Origin of the sequence: Paenibacillus sp. Dod16 (assembly GCF_049893405.1) — a bacterium.
Classification (GTDB): domain Bacteria; phylum Bacillota; class Bacilli; order Paenibacillales; family Paenibacillaceae; genus Paenibacillus_AQ.
Map to the genome: position 1 here is coordinate 1 of NZ_JBNDYG010000026.1, position 25035 is coordinate 25035.

A 25035-nucleotide genomic window follows, 5' to 3' on the forward strand; every position below is an offset into this window, starting at 1 on the left:
GCTGAAAGCATCTAAGCGTGAAGCCCCCCTCAAGATGGCTGAAAGCATCTAAGCGTGAAGCCCCCCTCAAGATGAGATTTCCCAATTAGTAAGACCCCTTGAAGACGACGAGGTAGATAGGTTGGAGGTGGAAGTGCAGCAATGCATGGAGCTGACCAATACTAATCGGTCGAGGGCTTATCCAAAAAACACCCCAAAAAGTGAAGTGAAGTGAAGCTTTGAAGCTGACACCGAATACTTTTCGGGGACCCCGATACCACATCGGGTGAATGCTACGAATTCTAATGTGCAGCAAAGATCGTTTCGTATCTAGTTTTCAGGTGATCAAGCATCTGAGCCGTTTGGTGGCGATGGCGGAAGGGTTCCACGCGTTCCCATACCGAACACGACCGTTAAGCCTTCCAGCGCCGATGGTACTTGGACCGAAGGGTCCCGGGAGAGTAGGACGTCGCCAAGCGAAAAACCACTGTCGATGTAATCGATGGTGGTTTTTATTTGTATTCACCGAAGTTTTGATGAAGTGCAGATTTAGAGATTGTCCGACTAATGATATATGCTGCAGCGTGATGTCAGCAGCTTCTCTGTTATATAACATGATCCTAAAATTGACGTAAACAGATGAAGATTTTGTTACCGATACCATGCCAAAAATCAGTATAATAGAATTAGGTATAATCGGGAATGTGATTACCGATATGCGCAGGCAGTAGGAAATAAGGCCTGATTGGAAGGTTCTCCATTAACCAACCAACTATGAATACTCATCTGGAGACCGGTTATTGTGGGGGAAGGAGGACAATTACATGTTGTGTAAACGTGGTCTGCATGTGGCAGGGATGATCTGTGCGGTTACGATCGTGTTGATCGGATCCGGATGTGGGGCATCCACAAAACCAAGCTGGGAAACCTTTGACGGCGCGGCGAATGTGAAGTCATTCCCGGTTCCGAAGGAAGCGAATAAAACGGAGCAAACCACAGGCATTAGTGACTTGGATTATGTACGGTATGCGCTTCCGGGCTTAAAGGGAGACGACAGCATTCCTGAAGCCTACCTGGAAGAGATTGAGTCGTGGGGATGGAAGCAGAAAGAAGTTGAAGATAACGGTTCTTCTTTAGTTTTTGAAAAAGGTAAAAGTATCGTCCACCTATCGGTGCATGACGATTTTCTTATAATCACGGTTCCGGCACAGCTAAAAAAACAAGCCATACAAGGATTGGAAAGCAATAAAGCAAATGAATAAAGACCTCGTTCCGACTTCGGAATGAGGTCTTTATTTAGTTTGAAACGGAAATCGGGTTTATAGCGCTATGTAGTGATGGATGCAGAAGCTTCAACATTATTGCAGGTAGTAGGAGATGTCCTGTTCATTCATTTTCAACATGCCATCTTTACGCTGGCCGCTCAGACGCAGCATCGTATAGCCGCGCGGGAGAAGGAGCCAAAGATGCCAGAACAGAAGCGTAATGGCAAAAGGCAGCGGAGACCAGAAGGCCATGATAGCGCTTAAGACAATCCCCACCCAACAGGTATAGAACTGCACTAAATTAAATACGCGACGGCTGACGTGTTGATCCGGAATATAACCAAGCCAAGGCAACCTCAGACGGAAGCGCCAACGTTTACGGTAGCTTGCTCCCAATAGGACGAGCACGGTATGTCCGACGACATACTGGATCCATAACATAAGCGGAAAGGCGATTAGCAGATAGAGCAGGAAATACGGTGACACCCAAAATGCACCTGCAGCCGCTGCTAGCCAAGGCAAACTTAAGTAGAGGATGAGCAAGCTTTTGGGAATTTGGATTTTCTTAATTAATCGATAGTGATAAAAGGTGGCTTGATCATGTGGATCTGCCATTGGGCTATGCCGTCCCCCTTTAAGTAGAAGTGAATTTCGATAGACGAGAAGATTAAGTCTTTTATGTCTTTATCGGACAAAATCATATTTTTATTAAGCTGAAAAAAAAGGTACAGACACAAGGGCACCAAGGGGTACATATACATAAAGCGTAGACCGATATCCTATGAAAAGGTTTAAAATAATAGAAACTGTGTCATACTAATAGGAAAAGGATCAAGGTGGGATGGTTATGGAAGAATTGACCGAACACGTGTGTATCATATGCAATCAGACGAAGACAGAGGGAATCACCATTGTCTCGCAATTCGTATGCGAGGAATGTGAGTCCGAAATCGTTCATACCAGTGCGGAAGATGCCAAATATCATTTTTTTATTCGTCAATTAAAACAGATTGCCATGCCGAAAAATGCATAGATGCGGGTACACGCGTCAAATGGGCCTGAATGAAAGGCCTTTTTTTGTTTAGAGGGGGCTTTCCGTGCATGGAGACGTAGGCGTAGGTTTCAAATTGCGTTAAAATAGGTTAGAGAATGTAATCCGAAGGGATATGTCGATGACTACACATAGAGAGCGTGCCCCACTTGCAGAAGCTTTAATATGGTATCGAGAACGTGGGGCTTCATCTTTTCATGTACCTGGTCATAAAAATGGCAGGGCATATGCAGAAGAAGGTAACGCTGCGGAGATGCTGCAAGAGGCCATGCGCATTGACGTGACGGAAATTACCGGAACCGATGATTTATTTCATCCGGAAGGCGTTATTCAGGAAGCACAGGAGCTGGCTGCAGATTGTTTTGGCGCAGAGGAAAGCTTCTTCCTGGTGGGGGGAAGTACAGCCGGCAATTTGGCGCTAATCCTGACGGTTTGCCGTGAACCGGGCGATATCGTGCTTGTACAGCGGAACGTACACAAGTCTGTGTTGAACGGATTGATGCTGGCGGGTGCAAGGGCGGTGTTTCTTCAGCCAGAGATGGACAAGCCAAGCGGTTTAGCCATTGCTCCATCTGCGGCTACGCTGGCAGCGGCTCTTGAGGCCTACCCTGAGGCACGTGGGGCGATCGTCACGATGCCGAACTACTACGGGATGGGGAGCGACTTAAGGCCGCTCGCGGAAGCGTGCCATAAGCGCGACATTCCACTGCTGGTGGACGAAGCGCACGGAGCTCATTACGGACAGCATCCCCAGCTGCCGATGAACGCTTTGTCATGCGGGGCGGATGGTGTGGTTCAATCCACACACAAGATGTTAGCCGCCATGACGATGGGAGCCATGCTGCATGTACAGGGCGGGCTGCTGGACCGAAGCCTGCTGCGCCAGCGGCTGGCCATGGTGCAGAGCTCCAGCCCCTCGTACCCGCTCATGGCTTCGCTGGATCTGGCGCGGCGGTTGCTGCACACGCAGGGCGCAGGCGCCTTCACGGCTGGCCTGGCCGCCGTGGAGACCTTCCGGCGCGGCCTCGCGAAGCTGCCGCGCTTCGGGCTGCTGCAGCCACCGCAGCCCGGGGGCCACGCCGCGGGCACGGCCGCTGCGGCGTATACCCGCCAGGACCCGTTCAAGGCGGTCATCTATGACCGCACCGGGTCCCTGAGCGGGTATGCACTCCAGCGCGCACTAGAGGCGCGCGGCTGTGTGCCGGAGATGAGTGACGAGCAGCGCGTCGTCTTATTGTTTACGCTGGCATCGACTCGGGAAGATGCGAATCACGTCTTATGGGCTCTTGTGCATATTGTAGAGCAGGGGGAGAAGACAGAAGGGATCGGAACCGAACCAGGCGCTACGGCAGAGAGCACGGAATTACTGATCCGGACACTGCGGGATCAGGGGGATTTCATGAGCTATGAGCCGCGAGAGGCCCACGAGGATATGGATTCCAATCATTTCGATACCGATGATAAATTGTTAACTGACGCAAGACTGATCTCCGATGTTTCCACGTGGAACAATTTGTCCGCAGAGACTCCTTATTCGGCCCCAATTCCTTTCTCACTCAAGCCGATTGACAGGGGGAGGTTGGAATCGGTGCCGTTAGCGAAGAGCGCTGGGCGAAAGGCGGCGGAGATGGTTATTCCCTACCCGCCAGGCATACCGATCTTATACCCAGGCGAACACATCACAGCGGAAATGGAACAGAGGCTCCTGGTATTAAGGCATGCAGGGGCGAAATGCCAGGGGATATCCGATCCAACGCTGCAAACCATTGTCGTTTATAAGGAAACGTGAAGGAAGGAACTCCACTTTACGCTGGTATACCGGAGTGTATAACTTAGAGCTCCTCGATCAACAAATGATGAAAGCAGGATACGCTATGAATAATCGCAGACCACTATTTATTACCATCGAAGGAGGAGACGGATCCGGAAAAACGACCATGATGGGCAGACTCGCTGCCTTTATGCAGAACCATTCGATTCCGTATCTGATTACACGTGAGCCCGGCGGCATTGAGATTGCGGAGAAGATCCGCTCCATTATTCTCGATCCGGAGCATACCGCGATGGATGCACGCACCGAAGCATTGTTGTATGCGGCAGCCCGCCGTCAGCATCTTGTGGAGAAGGTGGAGCCGGCTTTGAGCCAGGGCTTGACTGTACTGTGTGACCGGTTCGTGGACAGCAGTCTGGTTTACCAGGGATATGCACGCGGACTGGGCATGGAGGAGGTATGGAACATCAATCAATTTGCGATTGATACCCGCATGCCGGATCTAACGCTGTTGTTTGATGTGGAGCCGAAGATTGGCATGTCCCGGATCACGGCAAATGCAGAACGGGAATTGAATCGGCTGGATATGGAGACCATGGCATTTCACGAGAAAGTTAGGGAAGGCTATCTATTGGTAGCAGAACGTAATCAGGATCGAATTCGCATTGTGGATGCTTCCAAAACGCCGACTCAGGTGGAAAGAGAAATGATTCGTCACTTGGAAGACGCGATATTAAAGGATTTTTGAGGTTGTTTGTCAAATAAGTACTGTTAAGGACATACGATGTCCAAATAAACAAGGAGGGTTTACCATGAAATTGATAGTTGCGATTGTCCAGGATAAAGATAGCAACCGTCTCTCCGCCGCATTGGTCAAAGCTAATTTTCGGGCAACAAAGCTTGCAAGTACAGGCGGCTTCCTGAAGGCGGGGAACACCACCTTTATGATCGGGGTAGACGATTCACAGGTTGAAAGTGTGCTCAGTGTCATTCGCACAAGCTGTAAAGTTCGTGAACAGCTGGTCACCCCGGTAACCCCTATGAGTGGTACAACCGATTCCTACTTGCCGCTTCCGGTCGAAGTGCAGGTTGGTGGCGCAACCGTGTTTGTTCTCCCTGTAGAACGATTCGAGCATTTCTAAATTCATTTTCTGGATCTGCGATAGATACGTAACGGATGTTTTTATTGGGATATTTGACGGCTGTGTTCTCCTGTCACCAAAGTCTTCTGAACCACTTCTGTATCATAATAAAAATAGTTACCGTAGATCGCCGCACTCGGGAGATGATCTTAATAGATGGATGATTTCAATGAATTCCGGATAATCGTCCAATTTATCGATAATTGTTAGTAAATCGCTTGACAAGCAATCCATTTCAAGGTACGTTCACGTGAGGCACAGGTTTGTTCGATATGAACGTACCGATGCCTCCGTTTTATTAGATGCAAGAAATAACGCAATAGGCGGTGGATTCAGGTGAAGATCAATCCGGGCTTTCGGCCCATGAAAAGCGAACTCACGGTGCCGGATGGCAACGCCAGACCGATTCAGAAGCGATCGTTCTCGGATATGATGCAGCAGCAGGGAGAACGTGCGACCCATGAAGAGCTGAGTCGTCAAATGCGTGAAATTGCAATGCAAGGTGATCGATTGGCTAAGGCGATGACCGTTCGAGAGCTCAAAGCGTATAAATTGATGGTTCGCCGATTCCTGGAGGAAACGGTACGTCGCGGTGTGAAAATGAAAGAAACGCGCGGCTGGGACCGCCGGGGACGCGGAAAGCGGTATAATGTAATCGATGAAGTCGATTCTGCGCTGCTCGCAATGGCGGATGAACTGCTGGATACGGAGCAGGGGAGAATTGATCTGCTGAACCGAGTTGGTGAAATTCGAGGCATGCTGATCAATCTTGTATTCTAGCTGCAAAAAGCAAGGAAGCGTATCGTAATTCATGACTGCTCCACATGGAGGAGGATCATGAAGGATTGATAGAAAGTGAGGACTTATGTCTTTTAATGATATCGTAGGTCAAGAGACTGCGAAGCAACTGCTGCAAAATGCCTTGCGCCGTAATGCGGTCAGTCATGCCTATCTGTTTAGCGGCCCTCATGGTGCCGGACAGATGCAGACGGCGCTTACGTTTGCCAAGGCTTTGTTTTGTACGGAACTTGAAGACGATGCCTGCGGCCAATGTTTGGAATGCCGCAAGGTAGATCATGGCAACCATCCCGATCTTACATTGGTTGAGCCTGATGGAGCAAGCATTAAGATCGATCAGATTCGCGATCTTCAGCGTATATTCTCTTATCGATCGGAGAATCGCAATCCTAAGGTTTATATCATTGACCGGGCGGAGAAGATGACCACACAGGCAGCCAACAGCCTGCTGAAATTTCTGGAGGAACCCCAAGCGCCGGCTGTAGCGATTCTGATTGCCGAGAACGGACAGGCCCTTTTGCCCACCATTCAATCGAGATCCCAGCAGGTTCCGTTCAGGGCTTTAGATCCGCAGATGATGGAGAAGGTTCTTGTAGGGGAGGGTTATCCTGCCGCACTTGTACGCTGCGCAGTTCACCTTTCATCAGGACTTGATGAGTGCAGGAAAATATTGAGTGAGAATTGGTTTGCAGAAATTAGAAACGTAGTGTTACAATTAGGGAAGGAGTCTTTGAACCGCAGCGGCTCAGCGATCATCACAGCGAGTCAAAAAGTGTTCAAAACCGAACTCTCAGATCATCTGGACCTATTGTTCAGTATGTTTCATTTATGGTTTAAGGACATGATCCATGTCCAGTATGGAAGGAAAGAGTCTCTCGTTTTCATAGATCAGGCAGAGTATATCTCTGGTCATGCATCAGCCCGCAGCACAGCACAGTGGGTGTCATACATGGATTTGGCCGCAGAGTGTCAGAAGAAGTTACGCTATAATGTCAATGGACAGCTCAGTTTAGAGCAGTTATTGATGGGTTTGGGCGGTAACACTCCGGCGTGAGAAGACCCCCAGGCCCGCAGAATGGCCATTATGTACAGGCACAAGGGGGTTTATTTTTGTACAGTGTAGTAGGTGTCCGCTTTAAGAAGGCGGGCAAAATATATTACTTTGATCCGCTCGACCTGCCAGTGGAGAAGGAACAATCCGTCATTGTGGAAACCGCGAGAGGTATTGAGTATGGTCAAGTTGTGATAGGAAAGAAGGAGGTCGGTGAATCAGACGTTGTCCTTCCGCTCAAGAAGGTCATTCGGATCGCTGGTGATTCTGATGCCCGTGTGGTTGAAGAGAACAAACAAGCGGCTAAGGATGCATTCACCACCTGTTTAAATAAAATTCGGGATCACGAACTGAAAATGAAGCTGGTCGATGTGGAATTTACCTTTGACCGCAACAAAATCATTTTCTACTTCACGGCGGAAGGCCGTGTGGATTTCCGTGAGCTGGTCAAGGATCTGGCCAGTATATTCCGTACAAGAATCGAACTTCGCCAGATTGGAGTTCGCGATGAAGCAAAAATGCTCGGCGGTCTTGGACCTTGCGGACGCGTACTGTGCTGTTCCTCATGGCTTGGTGATTTTGAGCCGGTATCGATCAAGATGGCAAAGGATCAAAGCCTATCGCTCAATCCGACTAAAATTTCCGGGCTATGTGGAAGATTGATGTGCTGCCTGAAGTTTGAGCATGATAATTATGAAAGCGTGAAAGAAGAGCTTCCATCCGCTGGGAAAATGGTCGTTACTTCGCTTGGAGAAGGCAAAGTAGTCGGACTGAATGCGGATAAGCGGACGGTTCATGTTCAGCTGTTTGAAATTGGTAAGGTTAAGGAACTTCCAATGGATGACGTTGTCATCAAATAGTCCAATAGAATGTTTATTTTCGGGGTGTAGACTTGGAGAAGAAAAACATTTTTGTGCTCATTCAAGAGTTGGAAACACAGATGGGACATATACACAGTGAACTGGGTGGACTTAAGCTGGTCATCAAGGAACTGCTGGAAGAGAACCATCGCCTCAGTCTTGAAAATGAACAGCTCCGGAAAATTTTAAAGCGGGAAGTCAATCCGGCAGAATTGGAAAACCCAGTGGCTTTACAACCTCAGCCTCATGTGAAGGATGAGGAACATGAAGATGTGGTCGGCGAGGGATATGATAACCTGGCTCGGCTGTATCATGAAGGCTTCCACATCTGCAATGTCTATTACGGACATCTGCGGACGGAAGGGGATTGCCTGTTCTGCTTATCTTTTTTGAATAAATAAGAAGCCGTAGGAGAAACTGCCTACGGTTTTTTTCTAGAATGGAAAGGTTATACTGTAAGGATCGCGATTGAAAAAATACCATACGGCTGCTTGTCATGCAATGTGAAGAGCAGCCTTTTATGTATTTCATTTTATCAGGTACTATGTAGAGAGCCGATACACCAGAAGAGCGTGTTTGGAATTATGGAGATAAAGGGTTGAAACTATGAAATTGAAAGAAGTGTTATTGCAACCATCCGAGCGGATTGATGATCTGCTTACCCATGAGCTTGGCATCATCCAGAGTGAGGAGGTATTCAGCTTTTCCATGGACGCCGTCCTGCTCGCCAGGTTTGCCAGCATTCCGCGCAGGGGCCGTATTTTGGATATGTGCACGGGAAACGGAGTTGTTCCGATCCTGCTGTCAACACGTACAGGAGCGCCGATCGAGGGGATTGAGATTCAGCCCAGACTTGCAGACATGGCCAGACGGAGCGTCGAGATGAATGATCTGCAGGATCAGATCACGATTCATGAAGGAGATCTGCGGGAACTGTACAAGGAAAAAGGGTATGGAGCGTACGACCTGATTACGGTCAACCCGCCTTATATGCCGATGAACGGCAGCGACTTGAAGCTGAATGAGCACCAGGCGATTGCCAGGCATGAAATTCACTGTACGCTTGAGGAAGTAATTGAATCCTGTGCAAGACTGCTTCGCCAAGGCGGGAAGATGAGCATGGTCCACAAGCCCCTGCGGCTGGCAGAAATCATTACGCTGATGAGCAAATACCGGATTGAGCCCAAAGTCATCCGCTTTGTCCATCCGCGCGTGAATATGGAAGCGAACATGGTGCTTATCGAGGGGATTCGGGACGGGAAGCCTGAGGTTCGGCTGAAGCCCCCGCTGATCGTGTATGATGAGCAAGGAAACTACGGACCGGATTTTATGGAAATTTACTACGGAACACATAAGGATGAGACGAACGAATGAGAAATCTTGTACAGCAAAGTTATGCCGACCAGGGAGAGGGGAGCCCGGGCTCTCTGTATTTGGTGGCAACGCCGATCGGTAATTTGGAGGATATGACCTATCGAGCCGTGCGCATCCTTCAGGAGTGCGATATTATCGCCGCAGAGGATACGAGGCAGTCACACAAGCTGCTGACCCATTTCGAAATTCCGGCCAAACCGCTGTTTAGTTATCACGAGCATAATAAGGCGGCCAGCGGGCCTGAAATCATACGTTATATAATAGAAGGAAAAAATGTGGCACTCGTCAGCGACGCCGGTCTGCCGGCGATTTCGGACCCTGGCAGTGATCTGGTTTCACTTGCGATTGAAGCGGGCATTTCGGTCATTCCGATCCCGGGGGCCAATGCCGCTCTTTCCGCCCTAATCGTTTCGGGTTTGCCGACCGAACGGTTTACGTTTATCGGCTTTTTGCCGCGGGAGCGCAAAGATATCGTCCAGCAGCTGCAAGCTTTGCAATCGGCGCAGGGAACGTTATTATTTTATGAATCTCCGCATCGCGTGAAAAAGACCCTGGAGATCTTGCAGGAGGTACTGGGAAATCGGAAGGTGACCTTGGCTCGCGAACTAACCAAGCGCTACGAGGAGTTCTTGCGCGGAACCATCTCCGAATGTCTGGACTGGCTCACGGAGCATCCGCCGCTGGGAGAATATTGTTTGGTGGTTGAAGCCGGCAGTGCAGAAGAGGAGCTTAAAGAGAAAAATGCCTGGTGGCAGGAGCTTTCGCTCCAGGAGCATGTGGAACATTATGAGCGGGAAGGACTAAGCCGCAAGGATGCCATGAAAAAAACCGCGAGTGATCGCGGTGTATCGAAGCGGGATATTTATAATGCACTCCTGACGGATTCGTGATCTAGCGTAACTCGGCGCAGGGGGATAACAAATAGCCCCACAAAGTGGGGCCTATGCTTCGATGTTTATTCAAATCCTTTGCGGGGACCCCAAAACATATAAATAAATGCGATTAAAGAATTGCTCACTTCGCTGAAAACTTATAAATTCTTTAATATCAAAAAAAGACCCTCCTGCGGCCGGGTTCATAGCCGAGGAAGGCACCAAGGAGATATGAAAAAGGTTAGAATTAACAAAATGTAATAATGCTATTATATACTAAAAATCTTAATTTGTCACAGGTGTAGGGATTTCCGAGATACATTCATGGCAAACAATTTTACCTTTGAAGTAAGTGACATTCTCAGCGTTACCACAGAAGATGCAGGCAGGCTCATATTTCTTAAGCATGATGCGTTCGCCGTCTACATAAATCTCCAATGCATCTTTCTCACCAATTCCGAGCGTACGGCGTAACTCAATTGGAATGACGACCCGTCCAAGCTCATCGACTTTCCTTACAATTCCTGTTGATTTCATCATAACTTATAAATGCCCCTCTCGCCATAATTTAAAAAAGTCATAATTCGACATAGTTCTAGTTTTTATGTTATTTATAGTACCAACGATTCCCAAAACAGTCAACCTATATTTTTGAAAAATCGGAACCTATTTACGAAAGTATAGTGAACGAAACCCTTGTATAGCAACGTAATTACCATAAACGAACCAATTTTTGCTGCGGTTTTCTATTTGTCGATTTGGAAAGCGTAATTTTACCTTATTCGACATGGTTCGACATTAGATGTCAAAAGAAGTGTTTATCGGCAAAAACCCAAATCAAAACGATAAGGAGTTGAGATGGAATGCATTCACCAATTTCGGAAGAAAAAGTGTTTAAGGATCCCGTCCACAATTATATTCATGTGCAAGACGATATCATATGGCGATTAATCGATACCCCGGAATTCCAGCGGCTCCGCCGGGTGAGACAGCTCGGGACTTCATTTCTGACCTTTCACGGGGCCGAGCACAGCCGATTCTCCCATTCACTGGGAGTCTATGAAATTACGAGAAGAATCATCTCTCAATTCGAACGGAGGGGGTACTCCGATTGGCCTGCCGAGGAAAGGCAAGTTGCCCTCTGCGCGGCTCTGCTGCATGATTTGGGGCATGGGCCCTTTTCTCATTCTATAGAAGAAGCTTTTCATATGAATCACGAGGATTGGACATGCCGGATCCTGCTTGGGGATACTTGCGTCAATCAGGTACTGCGGGAGCTTGGAGCGGATTTCCCCGAGAAAGTGGCTTCGGTTATTAACAAAACCTACGACAAGCCGATTGTGATAAACCTGGTCACTAGTCCGCTGGATGCAGACCGGATGGATTATTTGTTAAGGGATGCGTATTATACGGGAGTCAATTACGGAACGATTGATATTGACCGGATCTTGCGGATGCTGCGGCCGTACCGGGATCGGGTCGTCGTGAAGGAATCGGGTATGCATGCCGTAGAGGATTACCTGATGTCAAGGTATCAGATGTACTGGCAGGTGTATTTTCATCCTGTCACCCGAAGCTCCGAAATTATCCTGCGCCAAATTTTCCGCCGGGCCAAGGAACTGCATGACCGTGGATATGCTTTTCGTTTCATGATCGAACCGCTTCCTGCGTTGTTTTCGGGGAATATCGGGGTGAATCAATATCTGCGCCTTGATGAAGCTCTGATCCAAACGGCCTTTCTGCAATGGACGGAGGAGGAAGATCCTCTTCTTAGCGAATTATGCGGCCGTTTCATGCACCGAAAGCTCTACAAATATGTAGAAATCGACAACATCGATCTGGAGACCATCGACGGGATACGCCACGCATTCAGTGCCGTGGGATTGCATCCGGAATATGACCTGGAGATTGATTTTCCAACGGATCTTCCTTATGATAAGGTTCATTCCGATATGCCGCTTAACGAGAAGCAAATCCTGCTTCTGGATCGGCATGATGAGCTGAAGGAAATCTCGGAGGTATCCGATATTGTACGCTCGATCAGCGGCATTCATAAAGGACGGTACCATCTTTATTATCCGGAGGAGAAGGTAAGTCCGCTGCTGGCTCAAATGCCGGATAAGATAGCCAGTGTTTTTAAACAACAACATTAACCTAGGTGGAAAACAGGAACATTTGGTTTATCTGCAATTTACCCAGCTAATGGAAGATATACGACACAGAAACGACAGGAAGGAGAGTGTGGATTTTATGTTGTTCGACACGCACACTCATATGGATGCTCCCCAATTCGACGAAGACCGGGAAGAGGCAATCCAGCGGGCGCTCGAAGCCGGCGTGACCCGGATGATCAATATTGGATTTAACCGGGAGACGATTCCGACTACGATGAAGCTGGCAGAAACCTATGATTTTATATATGCAGCGGTAGGCTGGCATCCTGTAGACGCCATTACCATGGAGGATCAGGACCTGGATTGGATCGCCTCTTTGTGCAGTCACGAGAAAGTGGTGGCTATAGGAGAGATCGGTTTGGACTATTATTGGGATACGTCTCCGAAAGAAGTTCAGCACCGAGTGCTTCGGCGTCAGATCGGACTGGCCCGGGAATTGAACATGCCGATTGTCATTCATAATCGGGATGCGCATGAAGATATCGTGAGAATTTTGCGCGAGGAAAAAGCCTCCGAGGTGGGCGGTGTCATGCATTCCTTCTCCGGAAGCTGGGAAACGGCCAAAATATGTCTCGATATGGGATTCCATATTTCGTTTGGCGGGCCGATTACCTTCAAAAATGCAAAGCAGCCCAAAGAGGTTTTGGCGCAGGTTCCGCTTGATCGATTATTGATCGAAACGGACTCCCCTTACCTAACACCTCATCCCTTCCGCGGGAAACGAAATGAGACCACTTATGTAAAATTGGTGGCGGAGGCGGCAGCCGAAATTAGAGGGTTGTCCTATGAGGAATTGGCCCAAATTACCACCCAAAATGCGCTGGAACGATTTGGTATTTAACGAAAACGAGAGCAAAAGCGATGAAAAAGGGAGCATTTTCGATTAATTAAAGTTTTTTAATCAGAAAAGGCGTTGATATTACAATATTTAAACTTTTACATGAGAAAATGTGGTTGAATGTTGCTTTACAACCTGCATACAAACAGGATATCATCTTTTCAGTGATAAGAAGCTGCGATGTGCAGATCGCGGCCGAATATTTCATGAACCGTCTCGCTTAATCTCCGAAATTTTGGGGAACGGGGGAACCGATACCGCCGTGCATACTGGTCTGAATGCGCGCAGCTGTATTTGATTTCTTTTTCGGGTCTTTGGGGTGAATTTGAAGGATCTCGCCATGAGCGGGTATCCGGATCTAGGGCGTCTCTCTTACGTCCGAACCCGACAGCTAACTCCGTAAGCGAAATAAGAGGGGAATTCTCGTGCATACCATTTCCATGATTCTAATCATCAGGAAGCCACGTTAGAGCCTCTAGTACTCTTTCAATGGCTTTCTTTTATTTTTGAATAATGGAGAGGGGATCATCATACTCTTGGTAAACAAGGGGTGGTGGTACATGGACGGAAAGACGGGAATTGACGCAGGGTGTAGATAGATAGCAGGGCGCCTTGTGAGAAAAATTGCTATAGTCACGTCAAATGCATTCATGCGTTTACCTAGACGGCGGGACTATGAAGGAGGATGGAATAGTGGGCATTTTTCAACCTGAAGAAACCCATGAATCACAATCATCCAGCATGTCTTACGCATTGAGATGGAAGCATGACAATTTGCGTCAACTGATGTTGCTCGGTGCCATGGGTGCCGTTACGGTATCACTTCTCATATCGTTGGTCGTACATGATCAGGCAGGCAAGGAGGTTCAGCTTGTCGTCGATGGTCGTGTCACCACAGTAGAAACACGTGGATCATTGCTGCAGGAATTGCTGGATGAGCAAGCGATCACGTTGAGTCCTCAGGATCAGATTTCGATGCCTTTAAACGGCGCGATCCAGGATGGAGACCGGATCATCATTGACCGGGCAATTCCAGTCAAAGTTACAGTAGGCAGCACAACCAAAACCATATTTACATCCCAGGATACGGTTGATCATGTACTTAAAGAGGCTGGTATTACGATCCAGGGTGAAGATATAGTACAACCGGCACAGAACACGAAGCTGACCAGCAATATGAATATCGATGTCGTTCGCGTCACGAAACAAAAAGTTAAGGAGACGGAGGATCGCAATTTCCGCGTGATCAAAACAGCCGACCCATCGCTTGAGAGAGGGGATAACCGCGTTATTCAGCGGGGCGAGCCTGGTCTCATGGTGAACCATTATGAGAAGGTCTACCACAATGGCAAGCTGGTTTCCAAGACGAAGGTCTCCCAAGAGATTGAACGCAGAACGAAGGATAAAATCATTGCTATTGGCACGAAAAAAGTAGAGAAGCCTGTCATCGTTCAGGCGGCAGCCACCGATGTAAAGGCTAAACCGGCTAAATTGTCCGGCACGAAAAAAGTAACGACCGCCAAGGCTGTCGAGAACAACGTGGTTTCTCGGGCAGGCGTTGATTTTAAATACAGCAAGGTATTGAACAACGTGTCGATGACGGCGTATTCCGCTGAGCAGCAGGGAATCGGTACACGCACTGCATCCGGTACACGCGTTACAGAAGGACGCACCATCGCCGTTGATCCTAACATCATCCCGATCGGCTGGTGGGTCTATATCGAAGGCATTGGCTTCCGTCGTGCAGAAGATACGGGCGGTGCCATCAAAGGCAACAAAATCGATGTGTATTATGATTCACTGAAATCGGCCATAAACTTCGGCCGGAAGAGCGGCCGCACCGTTTACGTGATCGGTCCGGTTAAACCTGAATTGAACTAGACGCATGAATTCCAATTTACAATACCATTCTAATGCTATACTATTTAGCTTATAATATATAATGATGAAGAAGAGGGAATATTTCCTCTTCTTTTGTTTTGTTAAGAACGGAGTATATAGGGCTAAGTTGGTAGAACCTAGAGGTTGTACAAGCCTGTTTTCTTGGGAAGGAAGAGAACAAACGCATGATTAAAGAAGTGATTGTTGTGGAAGGCAGAGACGATACCGTTGCCATTAAACGGGCCGTAGAAGCGGATACGATCGAAACGGGCGGCTCAGCGATCAATAAACAAATCCTGAAACGCATAGCGCTTGCTCAGGAGCGCAGAGGCGTTATTATATTAACCGATCCTGACCATGCAGGGGAGCGGATCCGCAAAATTGTGGATCAGGGTGTCCCTGGCTGCAAGCATGCCTTTATTCCGGAAGCGGATGCTACCCGCAAAGGGGATATCGGCGTAGAGAATGCCTCGCCAGAAGCGATACGGCGTGCGCTGGAGCGGGTACATACCTCCTTTGAGGGCGGAGAGAGCCTGATCAGTCTGGAGGACATGCTGGAGGCAGGATTATCAGCCCATCCGGAGGCTGCTGCAAGGCGTATGACGATGGGAAACCTGCTCGGGATCGGATATTGCAACAGCAAGCAATTCCATAAACGATTGGCCATGTTTCAAATATCGCGGGAAGAATTTCTGGCCGCACTTTCACAGCTGGAAGAAGGGGGCGTAAGCCAATGAATCGGATCGAGGATATATCAACACCAAGACGGACGAAGGAGATCATCTCACGGCATGGATTCTCCTTCAAGAAGAGTCTGGGTCAAAACTTTCTCATCGATCAGAATATATTGTATAAAATCGTGGAGGCTGCAGGACTGGATGAAGATAAGGGAGCGCTTGAGATCGGTCCTGGGATCGGTGCGTTAACCGAGAAGCTGGCACAGACGGCAGGAACCGTCACCGCGGTCGAAATTGATCAGCGCCTGATTCCCATCTTGCGGGAGGTCCTGGAGCCCTATGAGAATGTGAAGGTGCATCATGGGGATGTCCTGAAGGTGGATCTTCATGAGCTGTTCCGTCAGGATTTTGCGGGCGTATCGAAGGTAAGTGTGGTTGCGAATCTGCCGTATTATGTGACGACGCCGATTCTCATGAAGCTGCTGGAGGAGAAGCTGCCGCTGGAGAATATCGTGGTGATGATTCAGAAAGAAGTGGCAGAGCGGATGGCGGCCGCACCGGGAAGCAAGGATTACGGCAGCCTTAGCATTGCCGTTCAATATTACAGTGAGCCTAAGCTGGTCTGTATTGTGCCGCATACGGTGTTTATTCCGCAGCCGAATGTCGCTTCGGCCGTTATTCGCTTGGCGGTACGGGAACAGCCTCCTGTCAGCGTAGAAGATGAAAGGTTCTTCTTCGAGGTGGTCCAGGCCTCTTTCGCACAGCGGAGGAAGACGATTGCCAACAATCTGAAGAGCCGGTTCTTTCCGGGAGAAGGCCGTGAACGGCTGGAGCAGCTGCTGCAGGAGGCGGGCATCGAGCCTTCACGGCGCGGCGAGACCCTTAGTATTGAAGAGTATGCCCGGCTTAGCAACATATTGTACAACGCGGATATTCGTTAATACAGCCATTAGGGCGCCCATAGACCCGCGGAAGGTCTCGACGCGATAAATTGATGTTTCCAAGAACCAATAGTCACAGTGGCCCATACCATAGGGTAGGGGTGATGTTGTGATGAACTTGGGAGACTTGGTCGTTCGTAAATCCTACGGCGGCGATGTAACGTTCCGGGTAGAAGGCATGCGGCAAAATAACAATATCGTCATCAAAGGGACGGAATTCCGGTTACTGGCCGATGCTCCCGTTGATGATCTGGTCACGGTCCCGCATCCCACCTTAAGCGAACGAACAAAGCAGGCACAGATCAAAGCCAATGAGTCGCTGGACCGCCTGCAGAAGCACAGACAGGAGCAGAGCGAGCGTCAACTGGCCAGCCTGCGCAATATCGAAGGCGGCCAGCTTGCGGATAAAGGATATTTTGACGTGCCGGGCAAAGTGCTGCATTTGGATGGGGATCCCCAATACCTGAAGAAGAGTTTGACCTTGTACAATCAGCTTCGGGTCCCAGCGGAAGGCCATTATATCAATGAGTCGGGGATGGCCGATTCATTATATCGTCTTCTTCCGCGGGTAAGACCTGATATCGTGGTAATTACAGGTCATGATGGAGTTCTGAAGAGACGACAGCCATACGATTTATATAGCCTGGACAGCTATAAAAATTCACACAACTTTGTCACGGCCATTCAGGTAGCACGTCAATATGAGCGGAATCTGGATTCCCTGGTCATTGTAGCCGGAGCGTGCCAATCGCATTTTGAAGCGCTGCTGCAGGCAGGAGCCAATTTTGCCAGCTCGCCGGGGCGAATCCTCATTCATGCCCTGGATCCCGTCTACGTTGCCGCCAAGGCAGCCTATACGTCGGTCAGGGATACCGTGAACATTCATGATGTCGTTCATCATACGATCAGCGGCAGCCAGGGCGTGGGCGGAATCGAGACGAGAGGCAGCTACCGGATCGGTCTGCCCAAGCTGCAGGATTTGTCCACATTGAAGGTTACGCCTTCGGTCAGTTAGGCTCATACTGTGTGCTGAAAGAGGCTTATCGGCCGTTGAGGAAAGACCCGAGAAGAACCCCACAAGCTGGGGTTTTTTATTTTTTGTTTCAATTCTTTAAGAAAGTTGTCAAAAAAAATACATAAAGCTTGTCAATTTAGCACATATTAAAGCAAATGCACACGAGAAATACAGGGTCAAAAAAAATACGTTGACAATATATTTTTGATGCTGATATAATTAATGTTTTTGAATTGACAAATGACTGAATCTTTTGTATAATGGACAAGGAAAGAGGTGGTCGTCGACAATGGCTAAAAACGCGCTGTTGGAAATCAAACGCAGTCTCGATGCCCATTTAGGGCAAAAAATTACGCTTCGGGCTAACGGTGGCCGTCGGAAGACCGTCGAGCGTACTGGTGTTTTGGAAGAAACGTACCCTTCTGTTTTCATTGTGAAGCTGGATCAAGACCAGCAAACTTTTAAACGTGTGTCCTACAGTTATGCCGATATTCTGACCGAAACCGTGGAAATCATGGTAACCGGTGATGACAACGAGATGCGAATCACCTATATCAAGTCATAACGATATGTCATGAGAGAGCAGTCTCCACTTACAGGGAGGCTGTTTTTTGTTGCCATCGAACCGGGGAGAATGACAAGCGAAAATTAAACGCATACTAAGGCTGCGCGAGGCCTTCTTTATCCGTTCCATATGCGGAGATGGAGGTTAAGCTTGCAGGGGGGCGTAAAAGGTCACTGCATCGCGCCGGATGCTGTTCATGCCATACTCAATACATTTTCCAAGGAGGCGGGATTGATGAGCAGGAGAAGACGAAGCATTATGTCCGATCAATTGAAGACCGAATTGGCTAAGGAATTGGGATTCTACGATACCGTGGAAAAAGAAGGCTGGGGAGGCATTAAGGCCAAGGATGCCGGCAACATGGTAAAACGGGCGATTGAGCTCGCCGAGCGGGCAGCCCGCAAATCCGATCTGTAAGAGAAAGACCATAACGCGGCAGGGGCTTCCGGTTAAGCGGAAGCCCCTGTTTGTTTACCTCCATCAAACGGTCCCATGACTTCAAAGCCTGAGTTTGTTAATATAGAGGCATTAGATGTTTTTCCTCGAATATGTTAAGTTCAAGCATATGGGAAAAGCTAAGGATAGGTGAACGTTCTTGAAAATATACGAAAAAGCACCGGCCAAAATCAATTTGATGCTGGATGTACTTCATAAACGTCCTGACGGCTTTCATGAGGTAGAGATGGTCATGACGATGATCGACCTCGCCGATCGGCTCGAAATGTCCGAACAGAAGCGGGACACCATCATCATCACCTCACAGGCAGGGTACATACCGCTGGACGAGAAGAATTTGGCCTTTCAGGCAGCAAGACTAATTAAAGAGCGCTACGACGTGAAACAGGGTGTACATATTCACCTGGACAAAAAAATTCCCGTTGCCGCTGGGCTGGCAGGAGGCAGCAGTGATGCAGCGGCAACACTGCGCGGCTTGAACCGCCTCTGGGGACTGGGTATCCCCCAGGAGGAGCTGCTCGCGCTGGGGGCAGAGCTCGGCTCGGATGTGCCGTTCTGCGTAACGGGCGGCACCGCACTGGCTACAGGGCGCGGCGAGGTACTCACGCCGATCCCGAATCCGCCGCAGTGCTGGGTGATTGTGGCGAAGCCGCCGATCAACGTGTCGACGGCGGAAGTGTACGGCCGTTTGCGCAGCGAGCAGATTCAGCGCCACCCATCGGCAGAGCGCATGGTAGAGGCGCTTACGCAAGGCAGCTTCCAGCAGATGTGTCAATCGCTGGGTAACGTTCTGGAGGAGGTTACCTTGAAGATGCACCCGGAAGTTCAGCAGCTGAAGGAAGGAATGCTGAAATTGGGAGCTGACGGCGCGCTCATGTCCGGAAGCGGTCCTACGGTCTTCGGCTTGGTCTCCAAGGAATCCAAGGTAGCCCGAATTTATAATGGCCTGCGGGGGTTCTGCAAGGAAGTGTATGCCGTTCGCCTGCTGACTTAGAAACGGTTATGTTTGACAATTCGGGGTCGAATTTCAAACAAAGTTGTATAAATACGTACAAAGGTGTTATATTTAACATATAATATTCGGATTTAGCGAGGAACCCTAGGTGAAAAAATTAAAACGAAGCGAACGATTGGTCGATATGACCCAATATTTACTATCTAAACCGCATACGCTGATTCCGCTGACAACGTTCGCCGAGCGATATGGAGCAGCCAAGTCATCCATCAGTGAGGATTTGGCGATTATTAAGGACGTGTTCGAGAGTGAGGGACTCGGAGAGCTTCAGACCCTGGCCGGCGCAGCGGGAGGAGTCAGATACATTCCGAAGCTGCGCAAAGATCATGCCTTGCGGTTTGCGGAGGAGCTGTGCCAGCAGCTTCAGCAATCGGATCGGATTTTGCCGGGCGGATATTTGTACATGTCTGATCTGCTTGGACAACCTTCGCTGATGAACGAGGCGGGCAAGATCATTGCCACGGCGTTCGCCGACCGGGATATCGATGTGGTCATGACCGTAGAGACCAAAGGGATTCCACTGGCTTATGCGACAGCGGCCCAACTGAACCTGCCGGTCGTACTAGTTCGCCGGGACCATCAAGTGACCGAAGGGTCGGCCGTAAGCATCAATTATGTGTCGGGCTCGCACAAGAGCATCCATACCATGTCATTATCCCGCCGGGCGCTCAAGGAACGCTCCCGCGTGCTGATCGTGGATGATTTTATGAAGGCAGGCGGGACCATTCAGGGAATGGTTGACCTGCTGGGTGAATTTAATGCTGAAGTCGCAGGTGTCGGTGTGCTGGTAGAGTCGGGAGCGGTGGAAACCGAGGAAAGACTTCTGGAGGACTATATTTCACTGGCCATCTTAAGCGATGTGGACTCCAAAACGAAGAGAATTACCGTCAACCCTGGTAATTATTTCGAAAAATAGAGTCGCGATATTTGTCGATATAATAGCGTTTTCATTCGAATTAGCCCGAAGTCTGTCGAAAATATCACATTCTAAAAAAAATTCCTGTTTTTAGGACATTTTGTATTAGAAAAAAGAAGGATTTCTGGTTTGCTGTGTGGAATTATACACCAAGTCTCTGATGGAAAAAGGTGGTGAACACATATGCAAATTACGGATGTCAGACTCCGCCGTGTTAACTCTGAGGGGAGAATGAAGGCAATCGCATCCATTACCATCGATAATGAATTTGTCGTTCACGACATTCGCGTCATCGACGGAAACAATGGAATGTTTGTCGCAATGCCGAGCAAACGCACTCCGGATGGAGAATTCCGCGATATTGCCCATCCCATTTCTTCGGGTACCCGCGAGAAGATTCAATCGGCCGTCCTGGCCGAGTATGAGCGTGCGGCTACAGAAGAAGAAGTGATTGAAGAAGGCGCTTAAGATTTACAATTGGGGTTCAAGGAAAAGAGAGCCATATTTGTGGCTCTCTTTTCTTTTTTTGTAGAATGAGATATATTCAGTAGTGAGTTCAAGAGGAGGAGGCATGGCCCTTGAAAAGATTTGCTATTGTGCTCGCCGCTGGGCAGGGCAAACGTATGAAATCCAAACTATATAAAGTGCTGCATCCTGTTTGTGGCAAGCCGATGGTAGGACATGTACTGCAGACAGTACAGCAGGTGAACTGTGAGCGCAGCGTTGTGGTGGTTGGACATGGCGCTGAAGCCGTTCGCACGTACCTGCAGGACGCAGCGGAATATGTTTTACAGGAGCAGCAGCTCGGAACGGGCCACGCTGTGAAGCAAGCCAAGGATCTTCTTGGCGGGGAAGAAGGCTCGACGATCGTCATTTGCGGGGATACTCCTCTGGTGACGTCCGAGACACTGGAGAATCTTTTGAAGCTGCATGAGAGCAACAATGCGGCCGCTACGGTGCTTACCGCGCATATGGATAACCCGAAAGGCTACGGCCGGGTCATTCGAGGCGAGGATGGCAGCGCACTTCGGATTGTTGAGCAGAAAGATTGCAGTCCGGAAGAGGACGCCGTCACTGAAATTAATACCGGTACCTATTGTTTTGACAATAAAAAGCTATTTGCTGCACTGGACAATGTAACCAACCAGAATGCGCAGCAGGAATATTACCTGACCGATTGCATCGGTATTCTGAAACAAGCCGGCGAGACCGTGCTTGCTTATCAGACGGATGATTACGCGGAATCGATTGGCGTCAACGACCGTCTGGCGCTGTCGGAAGCCGAAGGCTTCATGAGAGAACGCATCAACCGCACGCACATGTTGAACGGTGTTACGATCATTGACCCGTCATCAACCTATATCGGGGCTGATGTTAAGATTGGTTCAGATACCGTGCTCTATCCCGGTACCGTCCTGAAAGGAAATACGGTGATCGGTGAAGATTGCGTGATAGGACCGGATTCCGATATCGAGGATTCCGTTATTGCGGATGGTGCCAGCGTCAAACATTCGGTGCTCAGCAGTGCTGAAGTCGGCTCTCGGACCTCTGTAGGACCGTATGCTTATCTTCGTCCAGGCGCCAAGCTGGGGGATGATGTAAAGGTGGGGGACTTCGTTGAAGTGAAGAACGCCACGATTGATAACGGCTCTAAAGTATCTCATCTCAGTTATGTGGGTGATGCCAAAGTCGGCAAAAACGTTAATATCGGCTGCGGTGCGATTACAGTCAACTATGATGGTTATAATAAGTCCATTACCGAAATTGAAGATGATGCATTTATCGGCAGTAATGTGAATTTGATTGCACCGGTGAAGGTGGGCAAAGGCGCATTCGTTGTTGCAGGCTCTACCATAACGGATTCCGTTTCGGATAATGATCTGGCCATCGCCAGACAGCGTCAGGAGAACAAGCCAGGGTACGCAGAGAAGATCCGGGAACGCGCTATCGCCAAGAAGAACAAGAAATCGTAATTATCCCTGCTTCCTTTACCAAGATATGAAGCGGTGATCGGATACCTAATTCAACGAACCAGCACGGAGGGTTTTTATTCTATGACTTATCTTGATTCTAAATTAAAAATATTCACGTGTAATTCCAATCCTAAACTTGCCCATCAAATCGCCGATTATATCGGCATTCCGATGGGGGAATCGCATACAACCAGCTTTAGCGACGGCGAGATTCAAGTAAAGCTCTCCGAGAGCGTGCGGGGCTGCCATGTTTATATTGTGCAGTCCACCTGCTTGCCGGTGAATGATAACCTGATGGAACTGCTGGTTATGGTGGATGCGCTCAAGCGGGCATCCGCGAAGAGCATCAACGTGGTTATTCCGTATTACGGATATGCCCGTCAAGACCGCAAAGCGCGTTCGCGGGATCCGATCACCGCTAAGCTGGTTGCGAATCTGATCGAAAAAGCAGGAGCTCATCGTGTCATTACGATGGACCTGCATGCGATGCAGATTCAGGGATTTTTCGATATTCCGGTGGATCATCTGCTCGGGGTGCCGATTCTTGCCCAATATTTCCGTTCAAAGCAGATCGAGAACCCTGTCGTTGTATCTCCGGATCATGGCGGTGTCGTTCGCGCGAGAAAGCTTGCTGATTTCCTGAATGCGCCGCTGGCGATTATCGATAAACGCCGCCCTGAGCCGAATGTCAGTGAAGTCATGAACATTATCGGGAATATCGAAGGTAAGACCGCCATTCTGATTGATGACATTATCGATACCGCCGGTACGATTGTGCTGGGTGCCAATGCGTTGATGGAAGGCGGCGTTAAGGAAGTCTACGCGTGCTGTACACATCCGGTTCTCTCGGGCCCTGCCCATGAGCGCCTGGAAAACTCCCCGCTGAAGGAAGTTGTTGTAACAGACACCATTCCGATCACCAATCCGAACCCGAGCAGCAAGCTGACGGTATTGTCGGTTGCTCCGTTGATGGGTGAAGCCATCATCCGGGTTCATGAGGAATTGTCGATTAGTAAATTGTTTGAAATAGAATAATAAACCGTGTAAAGGCAGGGTTACATCTCCTCATGAGGAGATGTAACCCTTGTCGGCTATGGCGACTTTGTAGCTTGGGTTAAGCAAGAGCAGGTGAACAGCCTGGGGGAAAACGTTTTCATAATTTCAGCCTGATAATACGTGCTGCGCAGGCTATCAATATCCGGGCCTGGAGATGAAAGTGAACGTGTTCCGGTTGTATAGCGTCCCCTCAAGCTCGACAAAGTAGGCGTCGACTGCAGTGATCAGACCCACGTCGATGTGACAACCCAGTTCATAGACTTGAACAGGGATGCCATGCTTCATATGGTATTGAAAATGACTGTGGTGCGTTAATTTCTGTTCGAAAGCTTTCAATGCCGATTCACCTTCTTATGAGGGCATAACGCCGATAGGTTTTGTTCATATTGTACTCAGAAATGCGCAAAGAAGAAAGTATAAATCGTGAAAGGAATCAACCTGTGATGAAATGGATTGTCGGACTGGGCAACCCCGGTTCAAATTATGAGAAGACACGCCATAATGTTGGGTTCATGGCGCTGGATGCTCTGGCAGAGCGACACGGCATGAAGTTCAATCAGAATAAATGCAAATCGGTCATCGCGGAAGGGATGATTGGCGGCACTAAAACGGTCCTGATCAAACCGATGACGTTCATGAATCTTTCAGGCGAGGCCGTGCGTGCTTATATGGATTATTATAAAGTGAGTCTTGAGGACATGATTGTGGTCTATGATGATTTGGATACCGTCGTCGGTAAGATCCGCCTGCGATATCAGGGCAGTGCCGGAGGACATAATGGCATTAAATCCATTATTCAGCATACCGGGACGCAGAGCTTCAACCGCGTCCGAATGGGCATATCGAGGCCTGAGCCAGGTTATGCCATTGTGGATTATGTGCTGGGTACATTTCCGAAGAAAGAACGCGAACAGCTGCAGAGCATGGTTGAGGAGACCTGTGACGCGCTGGAATTCAGTCTGGATCATACCTTTGAGCAGACGATGGCGAAGTTCAACAAGTCCTAGAGAAGCATTATAGGATGGAAGCAAACTGCCGGAAGATCGAAGTCTTAAACGAGGGAATTCCGGGCATACTGAAGGTATATACGACCTTCAGGAGGCATATGATGGCGATAACCTATGTTTGCAGACACTGTCGGGCTTTTCAGGGCCGCATCGATTCCAATCACGTATCCGAAGCCCGTCTCGGATTTGATTCCTTGACCCCTGAGGAACGCAAGGATATAATAGCCTATGATTTTAACGGAGAAGTGATGGTCCGGGTAACCTGCGATCATTGCAGAGAAGCCCTCGAAGCCCATCCGGAACTTAGCCTTTTGGCAAATCCCCTGCAATGAGAGTATAATGGGGTTAACGACGTTTT

Annotated in this window: 29 protein-coding genes, 2 rRNA genes and 1 riboswitch; of the genes, 28 read left to right on the forward strand and 3 right to left on the reverse strand. The window is 49.0% G+C overall.

Features of this window, described 5'->3' with window-relative positions:
• The 3 genes from ACPV3A_RS18510 to ACPV3A_RS18520 form a co-directional block, all read left to right on the forward strand.
• A 23S ribosomal RNA gene (locus tag ACPV3A_RS18510) occupies positions 1-185 on the forward strand; the annotation flags it as partial.
• A gap of 155 nt (positions 186-340) precedes the next feature.
• Positions 341-457: ribosomal RNA gene (rrf, locus tag ACPV3A_RS18515) — 5S ribosomal RNA — on the forward strand.
• A 346-nt stretch (positions 458-803) separates the two neighbouring features.
• Positions 804-1241, forward strand: a complete 438-nt coding sequence (locus tag ACPV3A_RS18520; protein ID WP_194540285.1) for a hypothetical protein — start codon at positions 804-806, stop codon at positions 1239-1241.
• 96 nt (positions 1242-1337) lie between these two features.
• On the opposite strand, the gene ACPV3A_RS18525 is transcribed toward ACPV3A_RS18520, so the two are convergent.
• On the reverse strand, positions 1338-1859 hold the full coding sequence (locus ACPV3A_RS18525; RefSeq protein WP_426200562.1) for a hypothetical protein: 522 nt from the start codon (positions 1857-1859) through the stop codon (positions 1338-1340).
• A gap of 232 nt (positions 1860-2091) precedes the next feature.
• On the opposite strand from ACPV3A_RS18525, the gene ACPV3A_RS18530 reads away from it, so the two are divergent.
• The 10 genes from ACPV3A_RS18530 (at position 2092) to rsmI (ending at position 10181) form a co-directional block, all read left to right on the forward strand.
• A complete protein-coding gene (locus tag ACPV3A_RS18530) occupies positions 2092-2277 on the forward strand; it encodes a sigma factor G inhibitor Gin (protein WP_071221101.1) in 186 nt (61 codons plus the stop codon).
• 139 nt (positions 2278-2416) lie between these two features.
• Positions 2417-4084: an aminotransferase class I/II-fold pyridoxal phosphate-dependent enzyme gene (locus ACPV3A_RS18535; RefSeq protein WP_426200563.1), complete on the forward strand. Its 1668-nt coding sequence runs from the start codon at positions 2417-2419 to the stop codon at positions 4082-4084.
• Between the two features lie 85 nt (positions 4085-4169).
• The gene (gene tmk / locus ACPV3A_RS18540; RefSeq protein WP_071221099.1) at positions 4170-4814 is read left to right on the forward strand and encodes a dTMP kinase; all 645 of its coding nucleotides are present in this window, start codon (positions 4170-4172) and stop codon (positions 4812-4814) included.
• 64 nt (positions 4815-4878) lie between these two features.
• Positions 4879-5208: a cyclic-di-AMP receptor gene (locus tag ACPV3A_RS18545; RefSeq protein WP_006207400.1), complete on the forward strand. Its 330-nt coding sequence runs from the start codon at positions 4879-4881 to the stop codon at positions 5206-5208.
• A 336-nt stretch (positions 5209-5544) separates the two neighbouring features.
• Positions 5545-5988 (forward strand): YaaR family protein, encoded by a 444-nt coding sequence (locus ACPV3A_RS18550; RefSeq protein WP_071221098.1) that lies wholly within the window; start codon positions 5545-5547, stop codon positions 5986-5988.
• Positions 5989-6073: 85 nt separating this feature from the next.
• A complete protein-coding gene (gene holB / locus ACPV3A_RS18555) occupies positions 6074-7060 on the forward strand; it encodes a DNA polymerase III subunit delta' (protein ID WP_071221097.1) in 987 nt (328 codons plus the stop codon).
• A gap of 56 nt (positions 7061-7116) precedes the next feature.
• On the forward strand, positions 7117-7917 hold the full coding sequence (locus tag ACPV3A_RS18560) for a PSP1 domain-containing protein (protein WP_071221096.1): 801 nt from the start codon (positions 7117-7119) through the stop codon (positions 7915-7917).
• Between the two features lie 32 nt (positions 7918-7949).
• Positions 7950-8318 carry a DNA replication initiation control protein YabA gene (gene yabA / locus ACPV3A_RS18565; RefSeq protein WP_009591928.1) on the forward strand — a complete coding sequence of 123 codons (369 nt, stop codon included), beginning with the start codon at positions 7950-7952 and terminating at the stop codon, positions 8316-8318.
• 205 nt (positions 8319-8523) lie between these two features.
• On the forward strand, positions 8524-9291 hold the full coding sequence (locus tag ACPV3A_RS18570) for a tRNA1(Val) (adenine(37)-N6)-methyltransferase (RefSeq protein WP_194540289.1): 768 nt from the start codon (positions 8524-8526) through the stop codon (positions 9289-9291).
• Complete coding sequence (rsmI, locus tag ACPV3A_RS18575) at positions 9288-10181, forward strand: 16S rRNA (cytidine(1402)-2'-O)-methyltransferase (protein WP_426200564.1); 894 nt, start codon at positions 9288-9290, stop codon at positions 10179-10181. The genes ACPV3A_RS18570 and rsmI overlap by 4 nt, the downstream gene beginning before the upstream one ends.
• Before the next feature lie 267 nt (positions 10182-10448).
• Here rsmI and ACPV3A_RS18580 read toward each other — a convergent pair whose 3' ends face one another.
• Positions 10449-10703: an AbrB/MazE/SpoVT family DNA-binding domain-containing protein gene (locus ACPV3A_RS18580; RefSeq protein WP_006207408.1), complete on the reverse strand. Its 255-nt coding sequence runs from the start codon at positions 10701-10703 to the stop codon at positions 10449-10451.
• A 323-nt stretch (positions 10704-11026) separates the two neighbouring features.
• Between ACPV3A_RS18580 and ACPV3A_RS18585 the strand changes: the two genes are divergently transcribed.
• The 13 genes from ACPV3A_RS18585 (at position 11027) to ACPV3A_RS18645 (ending at position 23649) form a co-directional block, all read left to right on the forward strand.
• Positions 11027-12316: an HD domain-containing protein gene (locus tag ACPV3A_RS18585; RefSeq protein WP_426200565.1), complete on the forward strand. Its 1290-nt coding sequence runs from the start codon at positions 11027-11029 to the stop codon at positions 12314-12316.
• Between the two features lie 97 nt (positions 12317-12413).
• Positions 12414-13178 (forward strand): TatD family hydrolase, encoded by a 765-nt coding sequence (locus tag ACPV3A_RS18590; protein ID WP_426200566.1) that lies wholly within the window; start codon positions 12414-12416, stop codon positions 13176-13178.
• Positions 13179-13382: 204 nt separating this feature from the next.
• Positions 13383-13597, forward strand: a riboswitch (cyclic di-AMP (ydaO/yuaA leader).
• Between the two features lie 271 nt (positions 13598-13868).
• Positions 13869-15056, forward strand: coding sequence for a G5 domain-containing protein (locus ACPV3A_RS18595; protein WP_426200567.1), 1188 nt, complete (start codon positions 13869-13871; stop codon positions 15054-15056).
• Positions 15057-15241: 185 nt separating this feature from the next.
• A complete protein-coding gene (rnmV, locus tag ACPV3A_RS18600; RefSeq protein WP_194540294.1) occupies positions 15242-15793 on the forward strand; it encodes a ribonuclease M5 in 552 nt (183 codons plus the stop codon).
• Positions 15790-16674: a 16S rRNA (adenine(1518)-N(6)/adenine(1519)-N(6))-dimethyltransferase RsmA gene (rsmA, locus tag ACPV3A_RS18605; protein WP_339295224.1), complete on the forward strand. Its 885-nt coding sequence runs from the start codon at positions 15790-15792 to the stop codon at positions 16672-16674. The genes rnmV and rsmA overlap by 4 nt, the downstream gene beginning before the upstream one ends.
• Positions 16675-16786: 112 nt before the next feature.
• Positions 16787-17689 (forward strand): sporulation peptidase YabG, encoded by a 903-nt coding sequence (gene yabG / locus ACPV3A_RS18610; protein ID WP_071221088.1) that lies wholly within the window; start codon positions 16787-16789, stop codon positions 17687-17689.
• Positions 17690-17978: 289 nt separating this feature from the next.
• Positions 17979-18254, forward strand: a complete 276-nt coding sequence (gene veg / locus ACPV3A_RS18615) for a biofilm formation stimulator Veg (protein WP_006207415.1) — start codon at positions 17979-17981, stop codon at positions 18252-18254.
• A 234-nt stretch (positions 18255-18488) separates the two neighbouring features.
• Positions 18489-18671: a small, acid-soluble spore protein, alpha/beta type gene (locus ACPV3A_RS18620; protein WP_009591920.1), complete on the forward strand. Its 183-nt coding sequence runs from the start codon at positions 18489-18491 to the stop codon at positions 18669-18671.
• A gap of 178 nt (positions 18672-18849) precedes the next feature.
• Positions 18850-19704, forward strand: coding sequence for a 4-(cytidine 5'-diphospho)-2-C-methyl-D-erythritol kinase (gene ispE, locus ACPV3A_RS18625; RefSeq protein ID WP_216535570.1), 855 nt, complete (start codon positions 18850-18852; stop codon positions 19702-19704).
• A gap of 109 nt (positions 19705-19813) precedes the next feature.
• Positions 19814-20641, forward strand: a complete 828-nt coding sequence (gene purR, locus ACPV3A_RS18630) for a pur operon repressor (RefSeq protein ID WP_071221086.1) — start codon at positions 19814-19816, stop codon at positions 20639-20641.
• Between the two features lie 183 nt (positions 20642-20824).
• Positions 20825-21109 carry a septation regulator SpoVG gene (spoVG, locus tag ACPV3A_RS18635; RefSeq protein ID WP_006207419.1) on the forward strand — a complete coding sequence of 95 codons (285 nt, stop codon included), beginning with the start codon at positions 20825-20827 and terminating at the stop codon, positions 21107-21109.
• 110 nt (positions 21110-21219) lie between these two features.
• The gene (glmU, locus tag ACPV3A_RS18640; RefSeq protein WP_426200568.1) at positions 21220-22614 is read left to right on the forward strand and encodes a bifunctional UDP-N-acetylglucosamine diphosphorylase/glucosamine-1-phosphate N-acetyltransferase GlmU; all 1395 of its coding nucleotides are present in this window, start codon (positions 21220-21222) and stop codon (positions 22612-22614) included.
• Between the two features lie 81 nt (positions 22615-22695).
• On the forward strand, positions 22696-23649 hold the full coding sequence (locus ACPV3A_RS18645; protein WP_006207421.1) for a ribose-phosphate diphosphokinase: 954 nt from the start codon (positions 22696-22698) through the stop codon (positions 23647-23649).
• Positions 23650-23805: 156 nt separating this feature from the next.
• Here ACPV3A_RS18645 and ACPV3A_RS18650 read toward each other — a convergent pair whose 3' ends face one another.
• A complete protein-coding gene (locus ACPV3A_RS18650) occupies positions 23806-24006 on the reverse strand; it encodes a hypothetical protein (protein WP_071221084.1) in 201 nt (66 codons plus the stop codon).
• Between the two features lie 107 nt (positions 24007-24113).
• On the opposite strand from ACPV3A_RS18650, the gene pth reads away from it, so the two are divergent.
• Complete coding sequence (gene pth, locus ACPV3A_RS18655) at positions 24114-24677, forward strand: aminoacyl-tRNA hydrolase (RefSeq protein ID WP_076326543.1); 564 nt, start codon at positions 24114-24116, stop codon at positions 24675-24677.
• Positions 24678-24778: 101 nt separating this feature from the next.
• Entirely contained in the window at positions 24779-25009 is a 231-nt protein-coding gene (locus ACPV3A_RS18660) for an anti-sigma-F factor Fin family protein (protein WP_006207424.1), read from the forward strand.
• The last annotated feature ends 26 nt before the right edge of the window (positions 25010-25035 follow it).

What these genes read in the sequence shown, in the direction of transcription:
- ACPV3A_RS18590 (WP_426200566.1), top strand. Translation starts at nt 12,414, where the DNA reads ATGTTGTTCGACACGCACACTCATATGGATGCTCCCCAATTCGACGAA.
- ACPV3A_RS18620 (WP_009591920.1), top strand. Translation starts at nt 18,489, where the DNA reads ATGAGCAGGAGAAGACGAAGCATTATGTCCGATCAATTGAAGACCGAA.
- ACPV3A_RS18530 (WP_071221101.1), top strand. Translation starts at nt 2,092, where the DNA reads ATGGAAGAATTGACCGAACACGTGTGTATCATATGCAATCAGACGAAG.
- pth (WP_076326543.1), top strand. Translation starts at nt 24,114, where the DNA reads ATGAAATGGATTGTCGGACTGGGCAACCCCGGTTCAAATTATGAGAAG.
- ACPV3A_RS18645 (WP_006207421.1), top strand. Translation starts at nt 22,696, where the DNA reads ATGACTTATCTTGATTCTAAATTAAAAATATTCACGTGTAATTCCAAT.
- rsmI (WP_426200564.1), top strand. Translation starts at nt 9,288, where the DNA reads ATGAGAAATCTTGTACAGCAAAGTTATGCCGACCAGGGAGAGGGGAGC.
- ACPV3A_RS18580 (WP_006207408.1), bottom strand. Translation starts at nt 10,703, where the DNA reads ATGATGAAATCAACAGGAATTGTAAGGAAAGTCGATGAGCTTGGACGG.
- ACPV3A_RS18535 (WP_426200563.1), top strand. Translation starts at nt 2,417, where the DNA reads ATGACTACACATAGAGAGCGTGCCCCACTTGCAGAAGCTTTAATATGG.
- ACPV3A_RS18520 (WP_194540285.1), top strand. Translation starts at nt 804, where the DNA reads ATGTTGTGTAAACGTGGTCTGCATGTGGCAGGGATGATCTGTGCGGTT.
- ACPV3A_RS18660 (WP_006207424.1), top strand. Translation starts at nt 24,779, where the DNA reads ATGGCGATAACCTATGTTTGCAGACACTGTCGGGCTTTTCAGGGCCGC.
- tmk (WP_071221099.1), top strand. Translation starts at nt 4,170, where the DNA reads ATGAATAATCGCAGACCACTATTTATTACCATCGAAGGAGGAGACGGA.
- rsmA (WP_339295224.1), top strand. Translation starts at nt 15,790, where the DNA reads ATGAATCGGATCGAGGATATATCAACACCAAGACGGACGAAGGAGATC.
- yabG (WP_071221088.1), top strand. Translation starts at nt 16,787, where the DNA reads ATGAACTTGGGAGACTTGGTCGTTCGTAAATCCTACGGCGGCGATGTA.
- ACPV3A_RS18570 (WP_194540289.1), top strand. Translation starts at nt 8,524, where the DNA reads ATGAAATTGAAAGAAGTGTTATTGCAACCATCCGAGCGGATTGATGAT.
- veg (WP_006207415.1), top strand. Translation starts at nt 17,979, where the DNA reads ATGGCTAAAAACGCGCTGTTGGAAATCAAACGCAGTCTCGATGCCCAT.
- ACPV3A_RS18585 (WP_426200565.1), top strand. Translation starts at nt 11,027, where the DNA reads ATGCATTCACCAATTTCGGAAGAAAAAGTGTTTAAGGATCCCGTCCAC.
- ACPV3A_RS18545 (WP_006207400.1), top strand. Translation starts at nt 4,879, where the DNA reads ATGAAATTGATAGTTGCGATTGTCCAGGATAAAGATAGCAACCGTCTC.
- ACPV3A_RS18525 (WP_426200562.1), bottom strand. Translation starts at nt 1,859, where the DNA reads ATGGCAGATCCACATGATCAAGCCACCTTTTATCACTATCGATTAATT.
- spoVG (WP_006207419.1), top strand. Translation starts at nt 20,825, where the DNA reads ATGCAAATTACGGATGTCAGACTCCGCCGTGTTAACTCTGAGGGGAGA.
- holB (WP_071221097.1), top strand. Translation starts at nt 6,074, where the DNA reads ATGTCTTTTAATGATATCGTAGGTCAAGAGACTGCGAAGCAACTGCTG.
- rnmV (WP_194540294.1), top strand. Translation starts at nt 15,242, where the DNA reads ATGATTAAAGAAGTGATTGTTGTGGAAGGCAGAGACGATACCGTTGCC.